Raw genomic sequence first — 21,659 nt, 5'->3', positions numbered from 1 at the left:
ATTATCGGGAATTAAACTCAACCAAAATCACCCCCCTCAGGCATTCTTTAGCGAACCCGTACAACCCAAAATCTCACATGCCTTTTCCGTGGCTCTGCCAAAATTATCAAAAATCAAATCCTCCGGAATCAATCCGGCTAACTGATGTTTCTTAATCTCCTTTTTGATTTCCGGATTGACGCCTGATAGCAGAATCGTAATTTTTCTGTTCCGTAATATCTTCAGGGCATCCTTCAGGTTATGCAGGCCGGTTTGATCGATAAATGAAACATGGCGCATCCTTAATATCAAAACATTACAAGTCAGCCCGATCTCTTCAATAGCTTCGGAGTACCTTCTGGCAGATGCAAAGAATAAGGGGCCGCTGATCTCATAAATTTTAACGCCTTCAGGAAGATCGGAATAGTTTTCTATCAAGTCGTCATCTACAACATCCTTTATCCTATTCTCGCTAATATCAGACATCCGTTTCATAAAAAGCACTGCTGATAATAACACACCAACTTCAATGGCAAGGGTTAAGTCAAAAAATACGGTAATGAAAAAGGTGGACAGTAAGATAAGACTATCGAAATACGAACCCTTAAGTATGGAGACAAAAGACCTCCATTCGCTCATATTATATGCCACAACAATTAGTATTCCTGCCAAACAGGACATAGGGATTAGTTTGGCCCAACGTCCTAAAAACAACATTATAAGGAGTAAGGTAATGGCATGCACCATCCCGGAAACGGGGGTTCTTCCACCGTTTTTCACATTTGTTGCGGTTCGCGCAATTGCACCTGTTGCAGGAATTCCTCCAAAGAATGGCGTTACGATATTGGCAACTCCCTGGGCAATAAGTTCTGTATTGGAGCGGTGCTTTCCGCTTATCATACCATCGGACACAACGGCTGAGAGAAGGGATTCGATGCCCCCCAGCAGTGCAATTGTCATGGCCGGTCCAATATAATTTTGTAAGTCACTAAACCGAAACTCCGGAAAACTAAAACTAAAGCTATTGGGAATTGAACCGAAAAAGGTCTCTATTGTAGCGGCATTAAGTTCAAAGATCTGAACAATAGGGGTAAGAATGATGATGGATAAAAAAGAACCTGGTATTTTAGATGTTATCTTTTTTGAGAAAACAGTTATCAGAATGGTAATAACGGTTATTGTAATGGCGGTCCAATTGATGCTTGAAAAATTTGAGAAATAGACCATCCATTTTTCATAAAACTCCGAAGGCACTTTATCAATCGGAAGGCCAAAAGCATCTTTAATTTGAGTTGAAAATATGACCAAAGCAATACCACTCGTAAAACCAACCACCAGGGGATGCGGAAAATATTTCAACAAAGTCCCCAGTTTAAGCAAACCAAAAATAACCAGAAACAAGCCTGCTAAAATGGTAGAGATCATAAGCCCGTTAATGCCATATTTTTCGGCAATGTAGTAGACTACAACCACAAATGCACCTGTCGGCCCGCCTATCTGCACTCTGCTGCCACCCAGAAAAGAAATCAAAAACCCTGCAACAATGGCCGTTATAAGTCCTTTTTCGGGTGAAACCCCTGATGCAACGGCAAATGCAATAGCCAAAGGTAAAGCAACAATGCCCACCACAATCCCTGATAATACATCGCTTCTTAATTGATTCTTATCAATTCCTGATTTTAAAAGGGTAAAAAACTTTGGCTTAAAAATATTATTCATTCAAAATTGTTTTTTAAACAATGGAGTAATACCGATTATGCCCATGCAGGGCTGTAAGTTACCTCGCTCTTCAGAAATGAAGGGCCGCCACCCATCGTTTTCTGATAATGCCCTTGCAGGGCTTTATAACCTACCCTTAAGACTTGCTCGTTATGGTCCTGGATGGGTGAAAAATAAAAGCATGGAAATAAAGCCAATAGATCGTTAGATTTTTAGATATTAGATGTAAGATGATTTGTATCATGCTGAAATCCTGAACATTAACAGAAAAAGAGGATACTCTTGTAACCAATTGATTAAGAATTTATTGTAATCCCGATCCATCAGGATAACGGAGTATTGTAAAGCACGATGCTTAATATTTCATTATCTCAGTTTTTATTACCCCTTATTTCCACACGTCGTATCTTTCCGCTAATGGTTTTTGGCAATTCGGAAACAAATTCAACGATTCTTGGGTATTTGTAAGGAGCAGTACTTTCTTTCACCACCTCCTGAATTTCCTTTTTAAGCTCTTCACTTCCTTCATATCCGGGAGCCAGCACAATTGACGCCTTTACCACCTGGCCGCGTATTTCATCGGGTGCACCTGTTATGGCGCACTCTATTACGGCCGGATGAGTCATTACGGCACTTTCAACTTCAAAGGGACCGATTCGATAGCCGGAACTTTTAATGACATCATCAACCCGTCCCACAAACCAGTAATAGCCATCTTCATCGCGTGAGGCAATATCGCCGGTATAATATACGCCATCATTCCAGATCTCCTGTGTGCGCTTTTCATCGCGGTAATACCCGTTGAACAGACCCAAAGGTTTCTGAGAACCGGTGTATATAACAATCTGACCTTCTTCACCTGCCTGGCAAACTGTACCATCAGGCTTAACCAAATCAATGTTGTAAAGAGGACTGGGAATACCCATAGAGCCGGGCTTTGGCTCCATCCATGGAAATGTTGCCAGCTGAACTGCAGTTTCGGTTTGTCCGAAAGCTTCCATAAGCTTAATGCCGGTATTCTTCCTAAAAGTTTCGAACACTTCAGGATTTAGTGCTTCACCTGCTGTTGTACAATATTTTAATGATGAAAGATCGTATTGTGAAAAATCTTCGCGGATCAAAAAGCGATAGACTGTGGGGGGCGCACAAAAGGAGGTCACTTTATGTTTAGCCATAACAGCCAGCATATCAGCCGGTGAGAATTTCTTGTGCTCATAAACAAATACGCTGCATCCGGCCATCATTTGTCCGTAGAGTTTTCCCCATACAGCTTTGGCCCAACCGGTATCTGCGACAGTCAGGTGACGGCCATCCTCCTTCACATTGTGCCAGAACGAGGCTGTAACAATGTGTGCCAGCGGATAGGTATAATCATGGGCCACCATTTTGGGATTGCCCGTGGTTCCTGATGTGAAATATAGAAACAGGAGGTCGTCGTTTTCCGATGGCAGCTCGGGTTTCACAAACTCAGGAGCCCGTTTCATTTCCTTCTGATAATTCCGCCAATTTTCAGGAAATACGGGGCCCACAGAAACCAATGTTTCCACATCCGGACATTCGGCCATAGCACCTTCCACATGAGAAATCACGTTGTCCTCCCCAACAGATATTATGGACTTTATACCTGCTGCATTACACCTGTAAATGATATCTTTGGAGGTAAGCAGATGCGTGGCAGGGATAGCAGTTGCTCCAACTTTATGCAAAGCCAGGCATATCAACCAAAATTCATATCTGCGCTTTAGGATTAACATGACTTTATCGCCACGTCCAATATTTACAGATTGCAGCCAAGATGCCGTGGCATCGGTTTTCTCCTTTAGCTCCCGGTAAGTAAAGTCGTGGTGATTTCCTTCATCGTCCACCCAGACAATAGCAATTTTATCAGGTTCGAGGCGGGCATATTCGTCCACCACATCGTAAGCGAAATTGAAATTGTCAGGAATATTTATTTTAAAATTCTTTTGAAAATCTTCCAGCGAGTCAAACTCCTGTTTTGACAAATAATTCTTAAATAACTGCATAATAAAATCTTAAAGTGTAATGGCCAGAATTCCGTAAATAATTACCAGGCAACCATCATGCCTTTGATTAGTGAAGTTTAGATCAGCGATAAATGCCCGCAAAAGTATGAATCCTATGACAAAATTCAGCCTTTTGTCGCAAAAAATTGAACAATCAGGAAGTATGGTCAGGAAGGTCTCAAAACCCAAGACCCTATCTTCCAGACGAATAAAATCTTGCACGAACAAGAAAGATTTTCAAGTGATAGCAAAGAACATACAATTTGTCGTCAACCGATTGGCCAACTTAAAAAAATCCCCACTGCGGCCTTATCTTCCTTGACTCTAGTGCCAAGTCAAGCATAGTCTGACGGCCCAAGCCTTGCTCTTTCTACCTTGTGCTTCTCAAAAAAAAGACTCACGTAGCTTCGGCTATGCTTACTTTTTTGTTGTTTTGCACAAGGTGAAAAATAGCGGCGGCTTACCCGACATTCTACACTTGACTTGACACTAGTCATCTGCTGAATGGAAAATCACTTTTCTGGAGATATACTCATCCTCCCATTTGGCTACAATCAAATAAACCCCCGATTTGTAACGGGACAAATCAACATCAATAATCCCGGATGCGGACTTATGCGTTTCAAGCAACCTACCTGAGGAATCAAATACAAGAATTTCTTCATAAAAGACGGCTGTATCTATATAAACTTTGCCGGAAGTGGGATTTGGATAAACATTAAGGAGGTCCGTGCCTCTGCTGCCTTCCTCCTCAGTCTCCGGCTCATCACCTGAAACCGCCATAACCACCAGATTGGGCCGGGATAAACTGTAACCATCAAAAAGATAATATTTTAACGTATCGACACCACTATACCCCTCCTGTGCCTGGTAAACCAGGGAGCCATCACTTCGCAATTCGGCATCTCCATAGACGGGAGGCTCACTAATGACTGCCACCCTGAAGTCTCCGTCAATATCGTAATCGTTTTTCAAGACTCCTTCTTCAGCATCCAACACCACTGGAAAGGTTTCCGAGGAAAAGTCAAAACTATCACGAACGGCAATTGCAGGTGTATTAAATTCCGGCAGCCGGTCTTTCATTACATGGTATGAAATCTTTTTAGTTACATTTAAAGTCTCCGGATCAATGGTATTCCAGGTATCCCATGTAAACCGTTGACCGGTATCATACCACTGATCCTTATAATAAACGGCCAGGCGGAAACCATCGGACACCATCGCTTCAGTCTCAGGAGTACTTCTGTCGTCGTGCAGAACCTTTCGTTTGTCTGGCGCCACCACATTCAGCAGTGACCATGGAATTTTAACAGATAACTTATCATCGGAGAGAGTTACAGCATCTTTGGATGAGACATTTTGAAAATCGTAATTGAGCTGCAAACTTCCAATATACTGAACATCCGAATGGCTGTAGTTATTTTTCCAACGCACAATATACCAGGGAGCACCATCGGAAGGAACAGATCGGAATTGCTGTTCGGGTGAGGCAACGCCATGCCAGATGCCATACCTGTCATAAGCTTCGGTGACATACAAATTGGCCGAATGATTGGTGATGTGCAGGTAAAACTCAGCTCTTGATGGGATTTCCTCACCGTTAGGCAATAGCAACTCCCCCAGTTCTTCGGCATAGGTATCAAAAGTCACCCACATCTCATCGGGAATGTCCAGAGGGGCATTCAGCCCTATCTCCAGTTCAAAGAAAGCGTAATTGGCATCTGCTTTCATCTCAGTAATGGCCGATGTCTCACCAAAAGTCTTGAGAGACGTAAAGTCTGTTGTTTTTTCATAACTGACCAACCCGTAGTTTTGCTCAGCTGCTGTAATGTTGTGCCATAAAATCCGGCTCTGAGGATCATAATCCACCGGGTCGGTAATCCAGGTGCGCTTAAACCACTCATCGATCCAGGCAAACTGAATGCCCCCGCCACATCCGGTTTGCTCCATGGTTTTCAGCATCCGGATATTAGTATCGCCCTGACTTTGCTCATCAAAGCCACCATGATTCATTCCCGAAGTAGCATAATGGGCAATGCCCCAGCTTGACGGCACACCATATTCAGCTATGATGACAGGAAATTGCTTATAGTGAGATTTCAATTCTTTAAGATAGCCCCGGTAGCTGTTAGGTCCGTATTGATCGTTGTATTCGCGGTAATCGGATTGCAAACTGATGAAGTCAGGGTAATACGGATAGGCATGATAACTAATAAACATGCCCGCAGGCGCATTTTCTAATTCAATTTTTGAAAAATCCAGAGAAGCAGAATCTTCATAGTCATTCGCCTCTTCCGGATGAGAAAGCGGATCCAGTGTGGGCCAGCTGGACACACTTACGGGTCGCTGTGTGCCATATTTCTGATGTTCATAACCCACCAGGTGATCCATCTTTTCGGTAAACCAGACTTCAGAGGCAATACCATTGGTAATGGAGAAATGCTCTCCCTGATGTTCCGTCACCCCCGGATGACTCTCATTGGTGGTAATAACCTCCCCCGGATGTACCTCACGTCCAATAATGTATCCCAGGCACCACCGGGAAACGTCGTGTTGATATTGACCGAAAGCCTTGCCCTGCCTGACTCCTATCTGCCGGTTTCCATGCACACAATCTACATTTTCCTCAATTTCCACCCTGAAGGTGTCAGTCATAAAAAACAAATCCTCCTCATAACCGGGAGGGGACTCATTTAACCAGACCCCCTGAAAAAACAATAAAGGATTTTCCGGATTAGCGTTATTAAAAGAATCCAACACTTCATAAAACCGGGGGTAATGCAAAGTATAAAGCCGGATGCTGTTGAAGCCCGCCTCTTTAATATCCTCAAACCAACGGGCATACTGTTCGCGAGTAGCGGCAAGCTGCCCGGGGAAAGTGCCTGGCACAGCCACCCCCAGGTTCATCCCCTTCAGGAAAAACGGAACATATTCGTTCCCATTCCAGATGGTTAAATGCGAAGAATCGGTGGAAAACGGAACGGGATTTTCTGCTTTAATTGAAACGGCAGAAATTTGAGTCAATATTGTCAGGAAAATAGTTACAACCAGCTTTGCCATATTTAGAACTGTTAATCAACAGAGCATATAAAATGCGAATTAAACACCATCATTCATCAATTACTCACAACACTTTGATTACACTCAGGTTGAAATGTGTCTTAAGTAAAAAATTAATTTCCATCGGGAGCAATCCCTGCCACATCCTCCTTATAATCAAAATCTTTATGCAGGATATGGCTAACAAACCACTTTTTAATAAAAACCCTGATTTTATTAAACAACATGGGATTCAGATAATCAAACTCATTTCTCATTTCTTCGATGCGGCTTATAAAGAATGTATGCTGCTTCTTATGAGCCTCATACCACTTATAGCCACTCTCCCGCATAAGTTTCTCTTCTTCTTCAAAATGAAATTCCAGATATTCTTCAAGTTCACCAATTAAGGCATCAAGCTCTTCGGACGTTTTGTTTTCATATCCTTTAGAAACTTTCTCAAAAATCTCAAAAAATTTTCGATGCTGGTTGTCAATCACGGGAATGTTTAATGAAAAATTATCGCTCCAGATACTTGCCATAGTTTTATTTTTATCAGGCCGCCTTTTGTTATTACAGCCTTTTGTTTTCGAAGATCAAATATAACAAAACTGCCTCCGCAGGTGTTTTGAAAATCAAAAAACCTTTATTCATTTGGTTGCACAGAACTCTCCCCGGCCGGTTTATCACCAAAGCCGGTTCGCGTCATTACTCCCCATCCTTTCTTGTTTTTCCTGAAAAAGTAATCAAAATTGCCTTTCAGCGAGAAAAATACGTTCATGGGATGGAAAATAATCATCTCAGCCATTGCGATAAGCACTATTTTCAGAAGAAACGTTGCTCCCTTGTACCGGTTAAAAAAGTAAGTTTCATAAAATACTGCCAACGACGAGAAGGCTAGTGAAAAGGAAAACACAAATAACAGGAGTAAAAAGAAAATTTGATAATCGACCATTCCCAGAATCAGGGCAACGATGAAATATATGATGCCCAAAGTTTCCAATATCGGAGCAAACCATTCAAATAGCACCCAGTAAGGAAAACTCACCATCCCGATTCTTCCATACCTCGGGTTGAGATACATATCCCGGTGCTTTAACACAGTGTCTATGGATCCCCTGGTCCACCTGTTTCTTTGCCGTGCTAAAACCTTCACTGTTGAGGGCACCTCTGTCCAGCACAAAGGATCGGGGATAAAAGCAATTTTATATTTTTCTTTTTTCACGCGGTGCATGTATTTTCTCATGCGAACCACCAATTCGAGATCCTCGCCCACAGTGGAAGTATCGTAACCACCGGCCTCAATGGCCAACTTTTTATCGAACATCCCAAAAGCGCCTGAAATAATCAGCAAGCCGTTAATCCTGCTCCATGCCATTCGTCCCAGAGTGAAAGCCCTGAAATATTCGAGAACCTGAAATTTGGCCCATATATTTTTCGGATACCTGACCTTTACGATTCTTCCGTCTTTAACATCGCAGGAATTGGCAACCCGGATCACACCTCCGGAAGCAATGACCCTTTTGTTACCCTCTTCTTCCAAAAAAGGCTTAACCATTCGCAAAATTGCATCCGGTTCAATGATACAATCCACATCAATGGCAAGAAACAGATCGGACCGCGAGATATTAATTCCGGCGTTTAAAGCATCCGCCTTACCACCATTTTCTTTATCCACAAAAATGAGGTTGGAGTAGGCTTTGTTTAAAGACTTGTAAACACCTCGTACTTTAGCCGTTTCAATGGTTTCGTTAAAAGCATAATCTACATTTTCAAGTTCATAACTGTCAATCACTTTTTGCAGACTGTTGTCCTTACTTCCATCGTTGACAATAATCACCTCAACCTTGGGATAGTGCAACGAAAGCAAGCTTCGAATATTTTCAACAATACTTTCCTCCTCATTGTAGGAAGGTGCTATAATAGAAACTGAAGGAACGATCTTGTAACTCCGGATGGTTTTGTACCTGAAGTATTTGTTTCTATCAATGTATGCTTTCAATTCCGAAGTTGACAACACCGCAATAAGCAGGTACGATACAAAGAGAAACATTGCATAATACAAAAATACATTGTTGAAAACTTCAAAAAACAGAGTCAATACAACCATTTTCAGATTAGTTTATATTTATGTCAGAAACTTCATTAAATGCCTTCTTCAATTCAATATCGGTAGAACCTTTAAAGGTTATAAACCGCACTATATCACTATTGAACAAGGTTTTAAGGGCCTCAACTTTTACCAAAAGGGGTTGCCGTTCAACTATATCGCCTAAAAACTCCAAAAACCGGGGATTTTCCGCTTCTGACAGCTTTTCCAATATCAATATTTTGACTTCTTCAGCCTCAGCATCAAAACGCTCTAAAATAACATCAACAAATTCGGACTCCTCGCTTAATTCAAGGAAAGAATCCCACACCGACTGCCTCAGCAAAAGATTACGGGTACCGATGTTTTGTCCCTCAAACAGAAGATGGCTGTATTCATTTAACTTCCGATGTTTAATAAGCTGCGCCCCTACAATTTTTTTACAGACCTGAGTCGCAGTTAAAAGGCTTTTATAGTCAATGTCCGTCTTAAAATTTTTCAAAACAGCATTAACCACAACATTTATTTCCAAAAGCGATAAGCTATGGTGTTCGCCAATAAAGGAGAGCCGTTGGTCGGTATTATCCATTAACCTGACAAGAGCAGCAAATGCTTCGGTGCGAAGCGCATAATTAGGACTGTGGGTATAGTATAATATGCGCTTATTAAAATCCGCTATCCGCAAATACGAAAGCATTTTCATGCCAATAATTCGCTTATAAATCCTGCTACTGTATAAAAAAGATTTCTGCCTGTTATACAATCGAAGATCTTTTAACAGAATAATAAATTTGTGACTAAGATTAATGGCTAATGTTTCCTGAATAAAGGTATATGTATTAAACAGAACCTCTATCTGAAAAGTTTTTCGTGTAAAAGGAGCGATAGTCCGGACAAAGGCTTTTCTTTCCTCCAGATTCTCATACTTGGCACAAAGCAAATATTCTGACAGCCTTTCGGAAAAGAAATTCTCATGGATTAAAACCAATTTCGCCTCCCTTTTGCGCTTAAGGTCAAAATAGTAACTGAGAAAAAAAAGAAACAGAAACAAAAACAGAAAAAAGACGATAAGACATACCACCAAATATAACCACGGCTCAAGATTTGCCACGCGGGCATAGAAAGGATTATCCACGTTGGTATTGAATATTCTCACCCCGGGTTGATAGAAAAAATAAGCCATCCCTGTTATTAAAAGAACCAACAGAGTTCTGAGAAAAATTTTTATCCCTCTTTTGAAATATAAACGGAGTTGTAAATTCATCCTATAATCGGTGTTTAAAAATTACTTCAAACAGAATTCTGTTTCGGTATTTATCTGCAATGTACTCTTCGTAAGCATACCCTGCAGATAATTTCAGTTCGTTGACCTTCCCTACCTGCAGATTCTTCTCAATTTTAAGCCGGTAAGTATCCATTCGGAGCAATTCAAATGAGGAATCCACCGCATATCGTTCATCGGGCGAATTGCCGTAAGCAAGTTCAAGCCCCCAATAATTAACCGGATTATCCTGAAAATGGCGAATATTAAATACGGTAGTTAATGCATTTCCGTTTTCGCCAAAAACATAAAAGGGCCTAAGTGCTAACCAAAAGCGGGGGAAATACCGGCCAGCATGACCGGTTACAATAAAAACACTTTTTGAGTCGCCATAGAAGTAACGGCCTCCCAGACTGGCTTCTAACTGTTTATGGACGGGAAAATAATACTCCAGACCTGCCCGATGATCCGGAAAAAGCGTGCTTTGTATACCAATTCCATAATTGGCATACAAATAATGCCCGTTATTAAAAACATGATAGTAATCCGTTTCCAGCTGCAAATCAGATGAACCAAAACGATGTGCATAATTGAACCGGGCTAATAAAGTGTGACGATCGATCTTAAATCCGTAATCGAGATAAGCAAGATGAAAGGGCCCGGGAGTATTATTTCCGAAAATATCCACTGAATAAAAAGCAGAAAAAATATTCTGCCTGTCCAGCATCACCATCTCATTATAGACGGCACAAATGGTTTCCGAATTCATTAACATGGTATTATTCTCTGCATACTGAATGCCTTCAGAGTATCTGCCAAGGCTCTTATAGGCCAGCATGGTTTTTAAAGCCAGATTATTGTTATCGGGGTAATCGTGCTCAACAGCCAGTGAAACTTTATCAAGCAATGCAACGTAGTCGCCCTTCCAGAGCAAAATATTGAGCCAACTGTCGTATAATTCCCTGTACTCCGGATTTATTTCCCGGGCCCGGCCGATTACCTCCAGGGCTTTGTCATAATTCCCGTTCCACGCATATACATTGGCCGTGAACACCATAACATCAAATCTTGCAGGGTCAGCCTCAAGAGCTTTCTCCGCATCTGCCAGAGCTTCACCATATTCCTGATCTTGCGCATGGTCTGTTGCCAGATTAAATAAAGAATCCACATTTATCTGACCAAAAACGCCAAACGACAAGCTGTTTATGGCAATAATCAAGAATAGTTTTCTGATCATTTTTCAACTCTTAATAAGTTACCCTGTTCTTCTTCAATCGATTTAATCTGACTGGCATTGTTTGGCACATTCATTGTTGCCCGGGCTTTAGTATTACCAGCAATGTGGCGCATTAACTCCTGCGGGTCAAATGGTTTTTTAAAAAAATAACTTGCCCCCTGGTACAAGGCTTTTTTTTCCTCCCCATATTCAGCATTGCTTAGATAATAAACCGGGCATTTAATTTTTTTTTTCTGCCGCAATATGTGCACAATTTCATGGCTGGCGGATCCGGTAATGATGTCATCCAAAACAATACAGTCCAAATTTTCACCCGGATTAATTGCCTTGACTTCTGAAAAAGAAGTATAAAACTGAACAGAAGCAACTTCCATCCATATGTCTAATGACTTTTTCAATAAGTTATTCAAAACCACGTCTTCGCAAATTATAAATATTTTAAAAGATCTGTTCATGGCAAATTCACTTGTTCATTTTGGAACTGATAACATTGAAACATCTAAAAACAAATTTCTGATTTGTAAGGATTTTACCCCATAACCACATTATTGATATAATACTGTCGCTCAGACAGAATCTGCCCGATCCGACGGATTATCAACCGGAAGTTATTTATCAGAATAAAAATGTTACGAAAAAGCGGGCTTAAGGTTATACGAAATAAAGTCCGGGTTCCATAATCCGCCGGTGTCCCTCTATGTCATCGGTAATGCAGGAATACCCGGTCTGTAACAGTTTTGAGGTAATGCAATTAACAACTGATTTTCTGAAGATACGGGCCAGTAATCCGGCAATTTAGGTTTTACCGCAGTAGATAACTCTTCCTGTTTTGATCACAATTCGGGCTCTGTTTCTTCTTCCTGATCCAAATTTGATTGTTGCAAAAAAGTTATGATGGCAGGTTTTTTCGCAGGGAAGCGTCACAAATATCAAAAGCCAGCCGGGAGATGAGAATTACCTTTCTCAAGCTTGCAAATACCACATAGTTTTTCCGTCTCCGGCGGAAAAAACAACTACATGAGTATTTCTTTGCTTTTGTTGGAACATAATGCAAAGGACATCCTTTGTTTAAGACTAACTGAATAAATTCCGCTAACAATAATGACTCAATCGTCCAGTGAAAAAAAGCGCAAAAAGCCAATGCTCTCTGCGCTCTTAAATCATCCTTAACAAACCGGAAGTGTCTCAAAAGTCCAAATTTATGTGATCTTGAGTTGGTTGCAAAATCTTTTCGTTTGAAAAACAGATGCTTCAACTTTGCTCAACATAAAGACTTTGGTGCTTTATTCTTATAGGACAATCTCATTTTAATTTATTATTATTTCATCTACAAAAAGATAACCCGGTTTTCCTGCACCGCTGTGCCACCCGGGCATTTCCTTCTCCGTTTCGGCAATTATTTTAACATAACGGGCCTCTGTTGGATCGAATCTCAATGTATGCTTTTTAATGCCGTTGCTGTCAGACTGACCTAATTGTTCATACTCTTTTCTGGCAACCGTTTCAAAGTTTTTTCCATCATCAGAAACCTGAACAGTGAAACTGCGCATGTCAAATATCCAGTCACCTTTCAGCACATAAGAAGTTAGTCCGGCCTCTTTGATCGTAGTTTCTTTCTTCAGATCGATGACAGCCTCCAGGTCATTGCCCCGGAAAGCAATCCAGCGACCGGTACGATAGTTACTATTTCCACTTAAGCCATCCACCAGAGTAGATATTCCTTCAAATCTATATCCTTCATCAACAGGTTGCAGAGCTTCAATCGGTTTCGTGGTTGCCTTATTGAAAGTGATGTCCTCACTAAAAACCCTGCTTTTTTCACCATCAAAAAAAGTAACTGCTTTTATTTGGGCATTTTCATCTATTTTAATCACCTCATCGTAAACAGGGGAATGTTTTACCGGAGCTGTACCATTTAGGGTGTAATAAATATCGCCGTTGTTTAGTGCATCGAGGTAAATATCAATGGTTTCATCTTTGGGATTAGGGACAATTTCAGCATTTATGTCAAAGATGTGTTTGGCATAGTTGTAATCATTGATCTTGTAGATTTCGATCAATGGCATTAATCTGGAGAGGAAATCTTCGTAATTTTTCTGTTCAGGCTGCATCCACTGCACTTCACAAAGAGCGGCCATACGTGGTAAAACCATAAACTGGGCATGCTCAAATACAGGAATGTACTCCGTCCACAAATTGGCCTGGGCTCCCAGAATGTGTTTTCTCTCTTCGTTGGTTAGCTCGTCAGGGACAGGCTCCAGCGCATATACTCTTTCAACGGGAGAATAACCACCAATAGCCAGCGGGTCCCGGGCATTATCGGTAGACTGGTAATGGTCGAAGTAAACATGAGAGTTGGGTGTCATTACAACATCGTGCCCCATTTTAGCAGCTTCAACACCGCCCGACATGCCACGCCATGACATCACAGTTGCATTGGGAGCCAATCCGCCTTCCAGAATTTCATCCCAGCCAATCATACGCCGTCCCCGCTCATTAATAACCTTCTCGGCGTAACTGATAAAGTAACTCTGAAGTTTTTCTTCAGCTGTATGGGCTTCATCATCTTTTAAACCCAGTTCTTCGATTCTTGCCTGACATTTGGGACATTTTTCCCAACGGGTTTTGGGACACTCATCGCCTCCAATATGGATGAACTCAGAAGGGAAAAGATCCATTACTTCATTCAGCACATTTTTCACAAACTCTAAAGCCTGATCGTTGCCCACACAAAGCACCTCATAGGCAATGCCCCATTTGGTTCTAACCTCGTAAGGGCCCCCTGTGCATCCCAACTCCGGATAAGAGGCAAGGGCCCCCAACATGTGACCGGGCATGTCAATTTCGGGAATAACGTTGATATAGCGTTTGGTTGCATAGTCAACGATTTCCCGGATTTCTTCCTGAGTGTAAAATCCACCATAGGGTTTACCATCGTAACGGTCACTGTTTCTTCCAATAACCGTTTCTTTTCTTTGAGAACCCATCTCGGTAAGTTTGGGATACTCTTTAATCTCGATTCGCCACCCCTGATCTTCGGTGAGGTGCCAGTGAAAATTGTTGATATTATGCAGGGCAAGCATATCAATGTAGGTTTTTACCTCATCAACCGAAAATATATGTCGACCAACATCCAGCATCATCCCCCGGTATGAGAACCGGGGTTCATCTTTGATCGTTACAGCCGGAAATTCAATTGCTGATGTTGGTTTGACCGGAATGGCTTTTCGCAAAGTCTGAATCCCATAAAACACACCAGCCTCAGAAGCACCTGATATCACTAAGGCTTTGTTGTTAACTTCAATTTTATAAGCTTCAGGATTTTCATTTTCCAGCCCCAATTTAAGAAGTATGACACCTTTCTTTTTGTTTCCGGATTTTACAGCCATTTTAATACCGGAATGATCTTCAATATACTCAGCCAGAAACTCAGCATTTCGCCTCATCATGGAATTTTCGGGCTCCATATTGATTATCGGGCTTTTTTCATTGATCGTTAGCCTCTTGCCTGCTTCATCAAAAATCTGATGCGGAAGTGGAACTACGCGGTAATCAACCTTTGTTTGAGCGTTGACGCTAAGTCCTAAAGTACATATAAGGGTCAAAAAAATCGCTCGAATAATTTTTCTTCTATCCATACCGTTATTTCGTTTTAAATAATTCTTTAATGGCCATATTATTTCAATTTTCAACATACAAGCTCCGGATGCTCACATTTTGAAATGCACAAATCTATTTATTTTTAACCTTACCTCAGTGTACTTTTGTTATTTTTTTGCTTTTCAACATACACCTTTTTGTCATTTTTATTTTTACTTATTTTAAAGCGAAACCCGGAATCATGCTTATGAAATATTGTTTTTGCCGGAAGGCTTAAAAACAGAGGCAAAGAAAGCGTTTGTTAATTTTTATTAATTTTTTCTCGCAAAAACAATATGCTTTTTTGAATCAAAAAGAAAGACTCCAATAGTTGAAAACAGCTATAAATGGGCTTGATACATCAACTATCAAGAAGAAAATCCTCAACTTTGCATAGATATTTTGTTTTTGTAGCAAAACAACATGATAAAGTTTGAACAGAAACCTCAATATACTTATATGTCGAATACATTGGGAATTCACAGATTTATGTCAAACACATTTTGGTGATACTATAATACCACCAGACTTTAATCACTATATTTCAACAAATTAATTCAAAGTCCGGAATTTTTGAAATATTTATCCGGAAACCAAAGGGTATTGTTATTTGACAACAAGAATTAATAGATGGTTAGTCCCGATGGTTCGGGATAAGTATAAGCTTTAAAAGAAGCCATATAACACTGGTATTCTGCCCCTTAACGCAAACACTCCTTTCATTACAAACAATTGATTTCAGGCCTTTTATAATCCAGAACCCTCGGGATAACGAAGTATTGCTATTAAGTTTCAGAAATAATTTCGGATATACTCTCTAATATTTAAACTATTAATTTTCATCTCATTAATCAACCACTTACACAAACCATATCAGTAGCGTTCTATTTCGTTTTATAATTACTTACCATTTCTTAACAAAGAACGATAATCCACTCTTGATGCAATAACTTTATATAACTGAATATTGTTTTTATCGTATATCAGAAATTAAAGAAAAAGTCATACAAAAAAACTTCTCACCTAAAGTCTATCCCGCTTTACCCCTGACCTCACCGGGTAAAATTTTCAGACAAACACAAGCACATAAAACTGACCAAAATGAAAAAGATGAAAGACATCGACATTGGGATTAGACTCAATGTTTTATTGGCTGCAACAATGGCCATAATTGTAATATTGCTGGGGATATATATTGTTTCCAAAGAGAAAGCAGAGATAATAAAACTCACTGATGCCAGGATGAAAGAGCAGGTAGATGATCTTTCAAAAATTATTGAAAATGAAATTCAACAACAACAGGAAAAAGTAAACATCGGTATGCAGTATACCGAGCATTATTTCAAAAACCTGGGGGAAATACAGATTTCTGACGACGATGTTCAGTTTAATGCCATTAATCAAATAACCAAACAAAGCACCCCGGTGCAATCCAATGAATGGCTGCTAAATGGTGAAACCATCCAGAAATCGAACGCCATAGTGGATTCAATTGCAAACAATATAGGAGGCACAGTAACTATCTTCCAGAGAATACCACAAGGTTTTCTGCGGGTTTCTACAAATGTAATGAAAGAAAACGGGGAAAGAGCCACCGGAACTTACATCCCTAATAATTCAGAGGTAATACGAACCATTTTGAAAGGGGAAACCTATTACGGCAGAGCCTTTGTTGTAAACGACTGGTATCTCACGGGGTACGCTCCTATCTCAAAAAACAATGAAATTATAGGTATAATATATTATGGTATTCCTGAGAAAAACCTGGCTGGATTGCGGGAGTTATTTAAAAACAAAGAATATTTCAAATCAGGATATCCATTTTTGGTTGGGCAGGATGGAACATTCATCATACACCCATCCAAAGAGGGAGAAAACCAATCAGGACAAACATTTTTTCAACAACTCATTAATTCAAAAGAAAATTCAGGCAAAACACGGTATGAGTGGGAAGGTGAAACAAAATACCAGTATTATAAATACATTGACATCATTGATGCATATGTTTCAGTTTCAATTTATGAAGACGAACTACTGGATTTGATCAACCAAACACGTAACTCCATTATAATCGCTTTAATACTGGGGCTGGGAGTTTTCATATTTATCAATACAACCATAAGCAGAGCCATCACCAAGGGCATACGGAAGGCTTTATCATTGGCTGAGTCTATTGCATCTGGTGATCTTAACACCTCCATTGAACTGGATCAGAATGATGAAATAGGTCGGTTGGCAAAAGCTCTGAACAGCATGACAACAAAGCTGAATGAAATTATTGGGGGCATAACAGTTAGTGCAGATAATATTGCTCTGGCAAGTCAACAAATGAGTTCTGCATCAGAACAACTATCCCAGGGAGCCAACGAACAAGCCAGTTCTATTGAAGAAGTTTCATCCACCATGGAGGAAATATCTGCCAATATTGGACAGAACACTCAAAATGCCAAACAAACAGAAAGTATGTCAAAAGAGAATCTCTCAAGCATACATGATACCTCCGATAAAACAGGAAAATCGCTGAAGGCAAGTGAGGTCATTGCAGAGAAAATTACCGTTATTAACGACATTGCTTTTCAAACCAACATTCTGGCTCTAAACGCAGCCGTTGAGGCAGCCCGCGCAGGTACAGAAGGAAGAGGATTTTCAGTGGTGGCGACTGAAGTACGAAAACTGGCAGAAAAGAGTAAACAGGCAGCGGACGAAATCGTAGCGCTCGGTCAGGACAACCTTCTCCTGGCAAATGAGGCCGGCCAGGTTCTCATGCAAACGGTTCCGAAATTGGAGAACACCACACAATTAATCCAGGAAATTTCGGCTGCGAGCATGGAACAAAACAGCGGTGTAGATCAGGTGAACAGTGCCATTCAGGAATTGAATAACATCACTCAGCAAAACGCATCTTCAAGTGAAGAGCTGGCGGCAAATGCAGAGGAACTGGCCGGACAGGCAGAACAGTTGAAAGAGGCCATTGCTTTTTTTAACTACCAACAAAAATAACATCTGCCTCTTAGGTGGAAAATCCCTCAAAGTGTCATGTTCCTGTTTTCAGGATCGACATTTTGAGGGATTTTTGCGATTTTTCAATTGGTTCTATAAAAACCAACCATCAATCCCGGTCCAATTGATTGTGCTTTTTCCGGTAAATATTACGATTAGCCTTATTTTGCTTATGCTGAATAACAGCCCGTTCTCCTCTGGTTACAACTCCATCTGCTTTTGCCGCTCTTTTGGTTTTGCGAACATTCCTTTGTTGCTTTTGAAGTTTAACAGTTTCCCTCTTGGTTAACTCCCCACTTTTAACCCCCTGATTAATGCGGGTTTGTTGATTCATTTGGCGCTTCTTCACAACGGGAGTTTGAGCATCAATAGAAGAAAATACAGTAAACAGAACAGCGAAAATAAAAAATACAGTCTTTTTCATGGTGATTAGTATTTGATTAAAAAATCCTTTTACCAATACACCGTTTTATTCTTCATTTACCCTACCAAAAAATTTCAACTCACTGTAAAAAGTTATACAACTGTATACCGGTAAATAGAGAAACCAAAAACGAAACTGCAAAACCGGCAATAAACAAACCAACTGCTCTAGCTCCTTTCAGATTAGCTGAAATGCGGAAAGCATTATACATTAATCCAACCATCCATACAACCAATAACAGAGATGCAACGATGATTAGTATAGACATAATTAAATCAAATGAAGAAATTGAGGCTTCCTGATTTTGTTCCATTGCAACTTCTATAATGTATTCCCCAAATCGTTTCATGGAACCTGAAAAGCCTGTAATGGAAGCAAGCACATAGGGATAGCGGGCTAATGCCTGAGTGCCAAAAACATCAATAATTCTAACTGATGACGATGCCCCCAAAAGGGCAAGCAAATAAAAAATAACGGAGGGTATCAACCATATTACCAATTGCTGAATGAAATAATACCATAATGGTAAACTTACCGGAATATATTTTATTGAGATAATATCCGGGAAATGGGTATGACTAAAGTAACCAATAAGACCTGTTGCCAGCATAGCCAAAAGTCCTAAAAAGAGTGCCTTACTTCCGGCAATCTCATGAAAAGGATTAAATATTTTATTCATTTTCATGGCTCTCTTTTTTAAATTGATTGATTTTTTCAATTAAATCATCCAGCATATTTCGAACAGTAGGATAACTCAGTTTTAGGGTTTTAGACATTTGTTTGAGACTACCGCTGTTTTGAACAAACTTCATAATAAAATCTTGTTCCTTCGGTTCCAGCTTCAAAAACAGGGGTAAACTAAAGGATCCTGTAATGGTGGTATCACATGCCTGGCAATAAAGACTCTTCACTTGCATTTCGGATCTACACCCCGGACATGTGATGGGCAAAATCTTTTCCATAATACAGTTGTTTTTCACAAAAGTAAAAATTCAAATTAATTTTGTCAATTTGATTATTATTTTTACTCATCTCGTATTTCACTTTATTAATCTGTGCAAAAAAAAGGACCGCACATGGCGATCCTTTTAAAAACTCAATTTCAAAAAGCTACTCTCTGACTTCCTCACCATTTAAATGTTTAGCCAGAAATTTTTCCATTGCACCATAAAAATCAAACCGGTTTTCTTCATTCCTAAAACCGTGCCCTTCATTATCTTTGACCATATACTGAACCTCAACTCCTCTCTTCTTTAAAGCTTCAACCATTTGATCTGACTCATCCTTATTCACCCTTGGATCATTGGCCCCCTGAGCGATAAACAATGGTGCCTCAATTTTGTCAGCATGAAATACAGGGGAAGTTTCCCGCAATTGCAAACTGTCTTTCTTTGGATGTCCTACCATTTCGTACATCATATCCAGCAAGGGCTCCCAGTAAGGGGGTATTGTATTCATAAAAGTAAAAAGGTTTGATACACCAACATAATCAACACCCGCAGCATAAAGTTCAGGAGTAAAGGTCATGCCTGCCAATGTTGCATAGCCACCATAACTGCCCCCATAAATGGCCACCCTTTCAGGATCAGCAATACCTTTTTCAATTAACCACTTAACACCATCGGTAATATCATCCTGCATGGATAATCCCCATTGCTTAAATGAAGCTTCCCAAAATTCTTTTCCATAACCGGTGGATCCTCTAAAATTCATTTGAAAGACAGCATATCCACGATTGGCCATAAATTGCACTTCAGGATTAAACCCCCAACTGTCTCTATACCATGGCCCGCCATGAGGATTCACAACAACGGGCAAGTTTTGGGACGACTCCATACTGTATCCTTTTGGAAGAGTGAGATATCCATGTATTGTAAGACCATCTCTGGATTGATACTTAACAGGAGTAGTTCCTGCCATATTTTCTTCATCCAACCAGGGACTAACATCAGCAATCTTGTTAAGTTCATCATTTTCGGAATCATAATAATAGTAAGCTCCGAGAGAACGATCACTGTAGGTACGAATAATGAAACGCTTCTCAGGCTTATCGGAATCAGTTATTGCTATTTCATATTCTCCTAAATCTTCTTCTAAACTTTCAAAAAGCTGTTGGGCTTCTTTATCAAAGAAATGTCGTTGTCGTTTCCATGAGGTGTAGGAAGCGGTGGTCAGCACTTTTCTTTTTCGGGAATAGCTCAAGCCAGTCACATCGTATTCATCGTTTTCATAAAGCACTTCTTCAATCTCTCCTGTTTTAGGATTAAAAATCACCGGGGCTTTTTTGTCACGTTCCAAATTAGAAACGGCATAAATCTTTTCATTGTCAAAAGTAAAGAAGTAGGGATTGAGTTCATTTTTAAAATTGTTTTTAATGACAACTTCAAATGAATCCCTTTCAGAATCCCTGTAAAGTAAGGTGGTGTTAACTCCATCCTCTATACCTACGGCTGCCCGCAGTTTCCCGTCATGATCAGTAACCCACCCCTGAATATTTCCAGGATTTTCTGCAAGCATTTCCATTTCTCCCGTTTCAATATTCAATCGGTATGGATCAAAAACTCTGGCATTTCTTTTATTAAGACCGATAATAACTTCTTCCTCAATATCAGGCAAGTCATCAATCATAGTTGTTCGAACACCTTCAAATTCGGTTAAGGCTTTCATTTCTTCACCATTCCTGTTTACTCCATATAAGGAAAAGTTCTCATCGCCCCCGGTGTCCTTTAAAAATAAAAGTCGCTCATTATTAGCCCAAAAGTAGCCGGCAATATCCCGGGCAGTTTCAGAGGTAACACGAACAGCTGAATCACCGTGCAGGTCTTTTACATAAACATTCATCCTGTTTTCATAGGGAGCAAGGAATGACAAAAATTTACCATTTGGCGAAATCTGGAAAGCAGTTTTTTCAGGATTCCTAAAAAAGTCTTCCATTGGAATTTTAACAGCTTTCTTTTTAGCATTTGCATTTTGGCAACTAAAGGTTAAACCAAATATGGTCATAGAGGCAAGAGCTAAAAGAAGGGCAAGTTTTAATTTTTTCATAAAACAAAAGGTTTAAGTTGTAAATAATACAAATTCAAAGTTTCGAATATTGAACAACTAAAATTAGATAAAAAGATTATCATTAGCAATCAGGATATTATGCAATAAAGTATTAAATGAGCATTTAAACATGCCGACACCAGCCAAAAAATATTTTTAAATTCTCATTATTGTTTTCGGAAATCTATGGAAAAACATAACAA

14 protein-coding genes are annotated in these 21,659 nt (G+C 40.0%); 1 reads left to right on the top strand and 13 read right to left on the bottom strand.

From position 1 onward, the window contains the following. Nucleotides 1–36 precede the first annotated feature (36 nt). From DDZ16_RS18385 to DDZ16_RS18340, 9 genes are all read right to left on the bottom strand, one after another. Nucleotides 37–1,698, bottom strand: coding sequence for a SulP family inorganic anion transporter (locus DDZ16_RS18385; protein WP_109265948.1), 1,662 nt, complete (start codon nt 1,696–1,698; stop codon nt 37–39). 371 nt (nt 1,699–2,069) lie between these two features. Further along, nucleotides 2,070–3,722: an AMP-binding protein gene (locus DDZ16_RS18380; RefSeq protein ID WP_109265947.1), complete on the bottom strand. Its 1,653-nt coding sequence runs from the start codon at nt 3,720–3,722 to the stop codon at nt 2,070–2,072. A gap of 489 nt (nt 3,723–4,211) precedes the next feature. Beyond that, on the bottom strand, nt 4,212–6,782 hold the full coding sequence (locus tag DDZ16_RS18370; RefSeq protein WP_109265945.1) for a T9SS type A sorting domain-containing protein: 2,571 nt from the start codon (nt 6,780–6,782) through the stop codon (nt 4,212–4,214). Nucleotides 6,783–6,895: 113 nt separating this feature from the next. After that, nucleotides 6,896–7,303: a bacteriohemerythrin gene (locus DDZ16_RS18365; protein WP_109265944.1), complete on the bottom strand. Its 408-nt coding sequence runs from the start codon at nt 7,301–7,303 to the stop codon at nt 6,896–6,898. Between the two features lie 104 nt (nt 7,304–7,407). Continuing rightward, nucleotides 7,408–8,871, bottom strand: coding sequence for a glycosyltransferase family 2 protein (locus DDZ16_RS18360; protein ID WP_109265943.1), 1,464 nt, complete (start codon nt 8,869–8,871; stop codon nt 7,408–7,410). Nucleotides 8,872–8,878: 7 nt separating this feature from the next. Beyond that, entirely contained in the window at nt 8,879–10,114 is a 1,236-nt protein-coding gene (locus tag DDZ16_RS18355; RefSeq protein ID WP_109265942.1) for a hypothetical protein, read from the bottom strand. A 1-nt stretch (nt 10,115) separates the two neighbouring features. Then, the gene (locus DDZ16_RS18350; RefSeq protein ID WP_109265941.1) at nt 10,116–11,348 is read right to left on the bottom strand and encodes a YaiO family outer membrane beta-barrel protein; all 1,233 of its coding nucleotides are present in this window, start codon (nt 11,346–11,348) and stop codon (nt 10,116–10,118) included. After that, on the bottom strand, nt 11,345–11,803 hold the full coding sequence (locus DDZ16_RS18345) for a response regulator (RefSeq protein WP_109265940.1): 459 nt from the start codon (nt 11,801–11,803) through the stop codon (nt 11,345–11,347). Before DDZ16_RS18345 ends, DDZ16_RS18350 begins: the two co-directional genes overlap by 4 nt. A gap of 852 nt (nt 11,804–12,655) precedes the next feature. Continuing rightward, nucleotides 12,656–14,986: a glycoside hydrolase family 20 protein gene (locus DDZ16_RS18340; protein ID WP_109265959.1), complete on the bottom strand. Its 2,331-nt coding sequence runs from the start codon at nt 14,984–14,986 to the stop codon at nt 12,656–12,658. A 1,102-nt stretch (nt 14,987–16,088) separates the two neighbouring features. Here DDZ16_RS18340 and DDZ16_RS18335 point away from each other — a divergent pair. Then, a complete protein-coding gene (locus DDZ16_RS18335; protein ID WP_109265939.1) occupies nt 16,089–17,987 on the top strand; it encodes a methyl-accepting chemotaxis protein in 1,899 nt (632 codons plus the stop codon). Nucleotides 17,988–18,096: 109 nt separating this feature from the next. Here DDZ16_RS18335 and DDZ16_RS18330 read toward each other — a convergent pair whose 3' ends face one another. The 4 genes from DDZ16_RS18330 to DDZ16_RS18315 all read right to left on the bottom strand — a co-directional run bounded on the left by DDZ16_RS18330 (nt 18,097) and on the right by DDZ16_RS18315 (nt 21,456). After that, nucleotides 18,097–18,411: a hypothetical protein gene (locus tag DDZ16_RS18330; RefSeq protein ID WP_109265938.1), complete on the bottom strand. Its 315-nt coding sequence runs from the start codon at nt 18,409–18,411 to the stop codon at nt 18,097–18,099. 79 nt (nt 18,412–18,490) lie between these two features. After that, nucleotides 18,491–19,090 (bottom strand): hypothetical protein, encoded by a 600-nt coding sequence (locus tag DDZ16_RS18325; protein ID WP_146192262.1) that lies wholly within the window; start codon nt 19,088–19,090, stop codon nt 18,491–18,493. Then, on the bottom strand, nt 19,083–19,373 hold the full coding sequence (locus DDZ16_RS18320) for a DUF2089 family protein (protein WP_198416762.1): 291 nt from the start codon (nt 19,371–19,373) through the stop codon (nt 19,083–19,085). The genes DDZ16_RS18325 and DDZ16_RS18320 overlap by 8 nt, the downstream gene beginning before the upstream one ends. A 148-nt stretch (nt 19,374–19,521) precedes the next feature. After that, on the bottom strand, nt 19,522–21,456 hold the full coding sequence (locus tag DDZ16_RS18315; RefSeq protein WP_109265936.1) for a S9 family peptidase: 1,935 nt from the start codon (nt 21,454–21,456) through the stop codon (nt 19,522–19,524). Between the last annotated feature and the right edge of the window lie 203 nt (nt 21,457–21,659).

Origin of the sequence: Marinilabilia rubra, from assembly GCF_003121985.1 — a bacterium.
GTDB classification, from domain to species: Bacteria; Bacteroidota; Bacteroidia; order Bacteroidales; family Marinilabiliaceae; genus Marinilabilia; species Marinilabilia rubra.
Note: the sequence above shows the minus strand (reverse complement) of the source record. Positions and strands in the feature narration are given on the sequence as shown.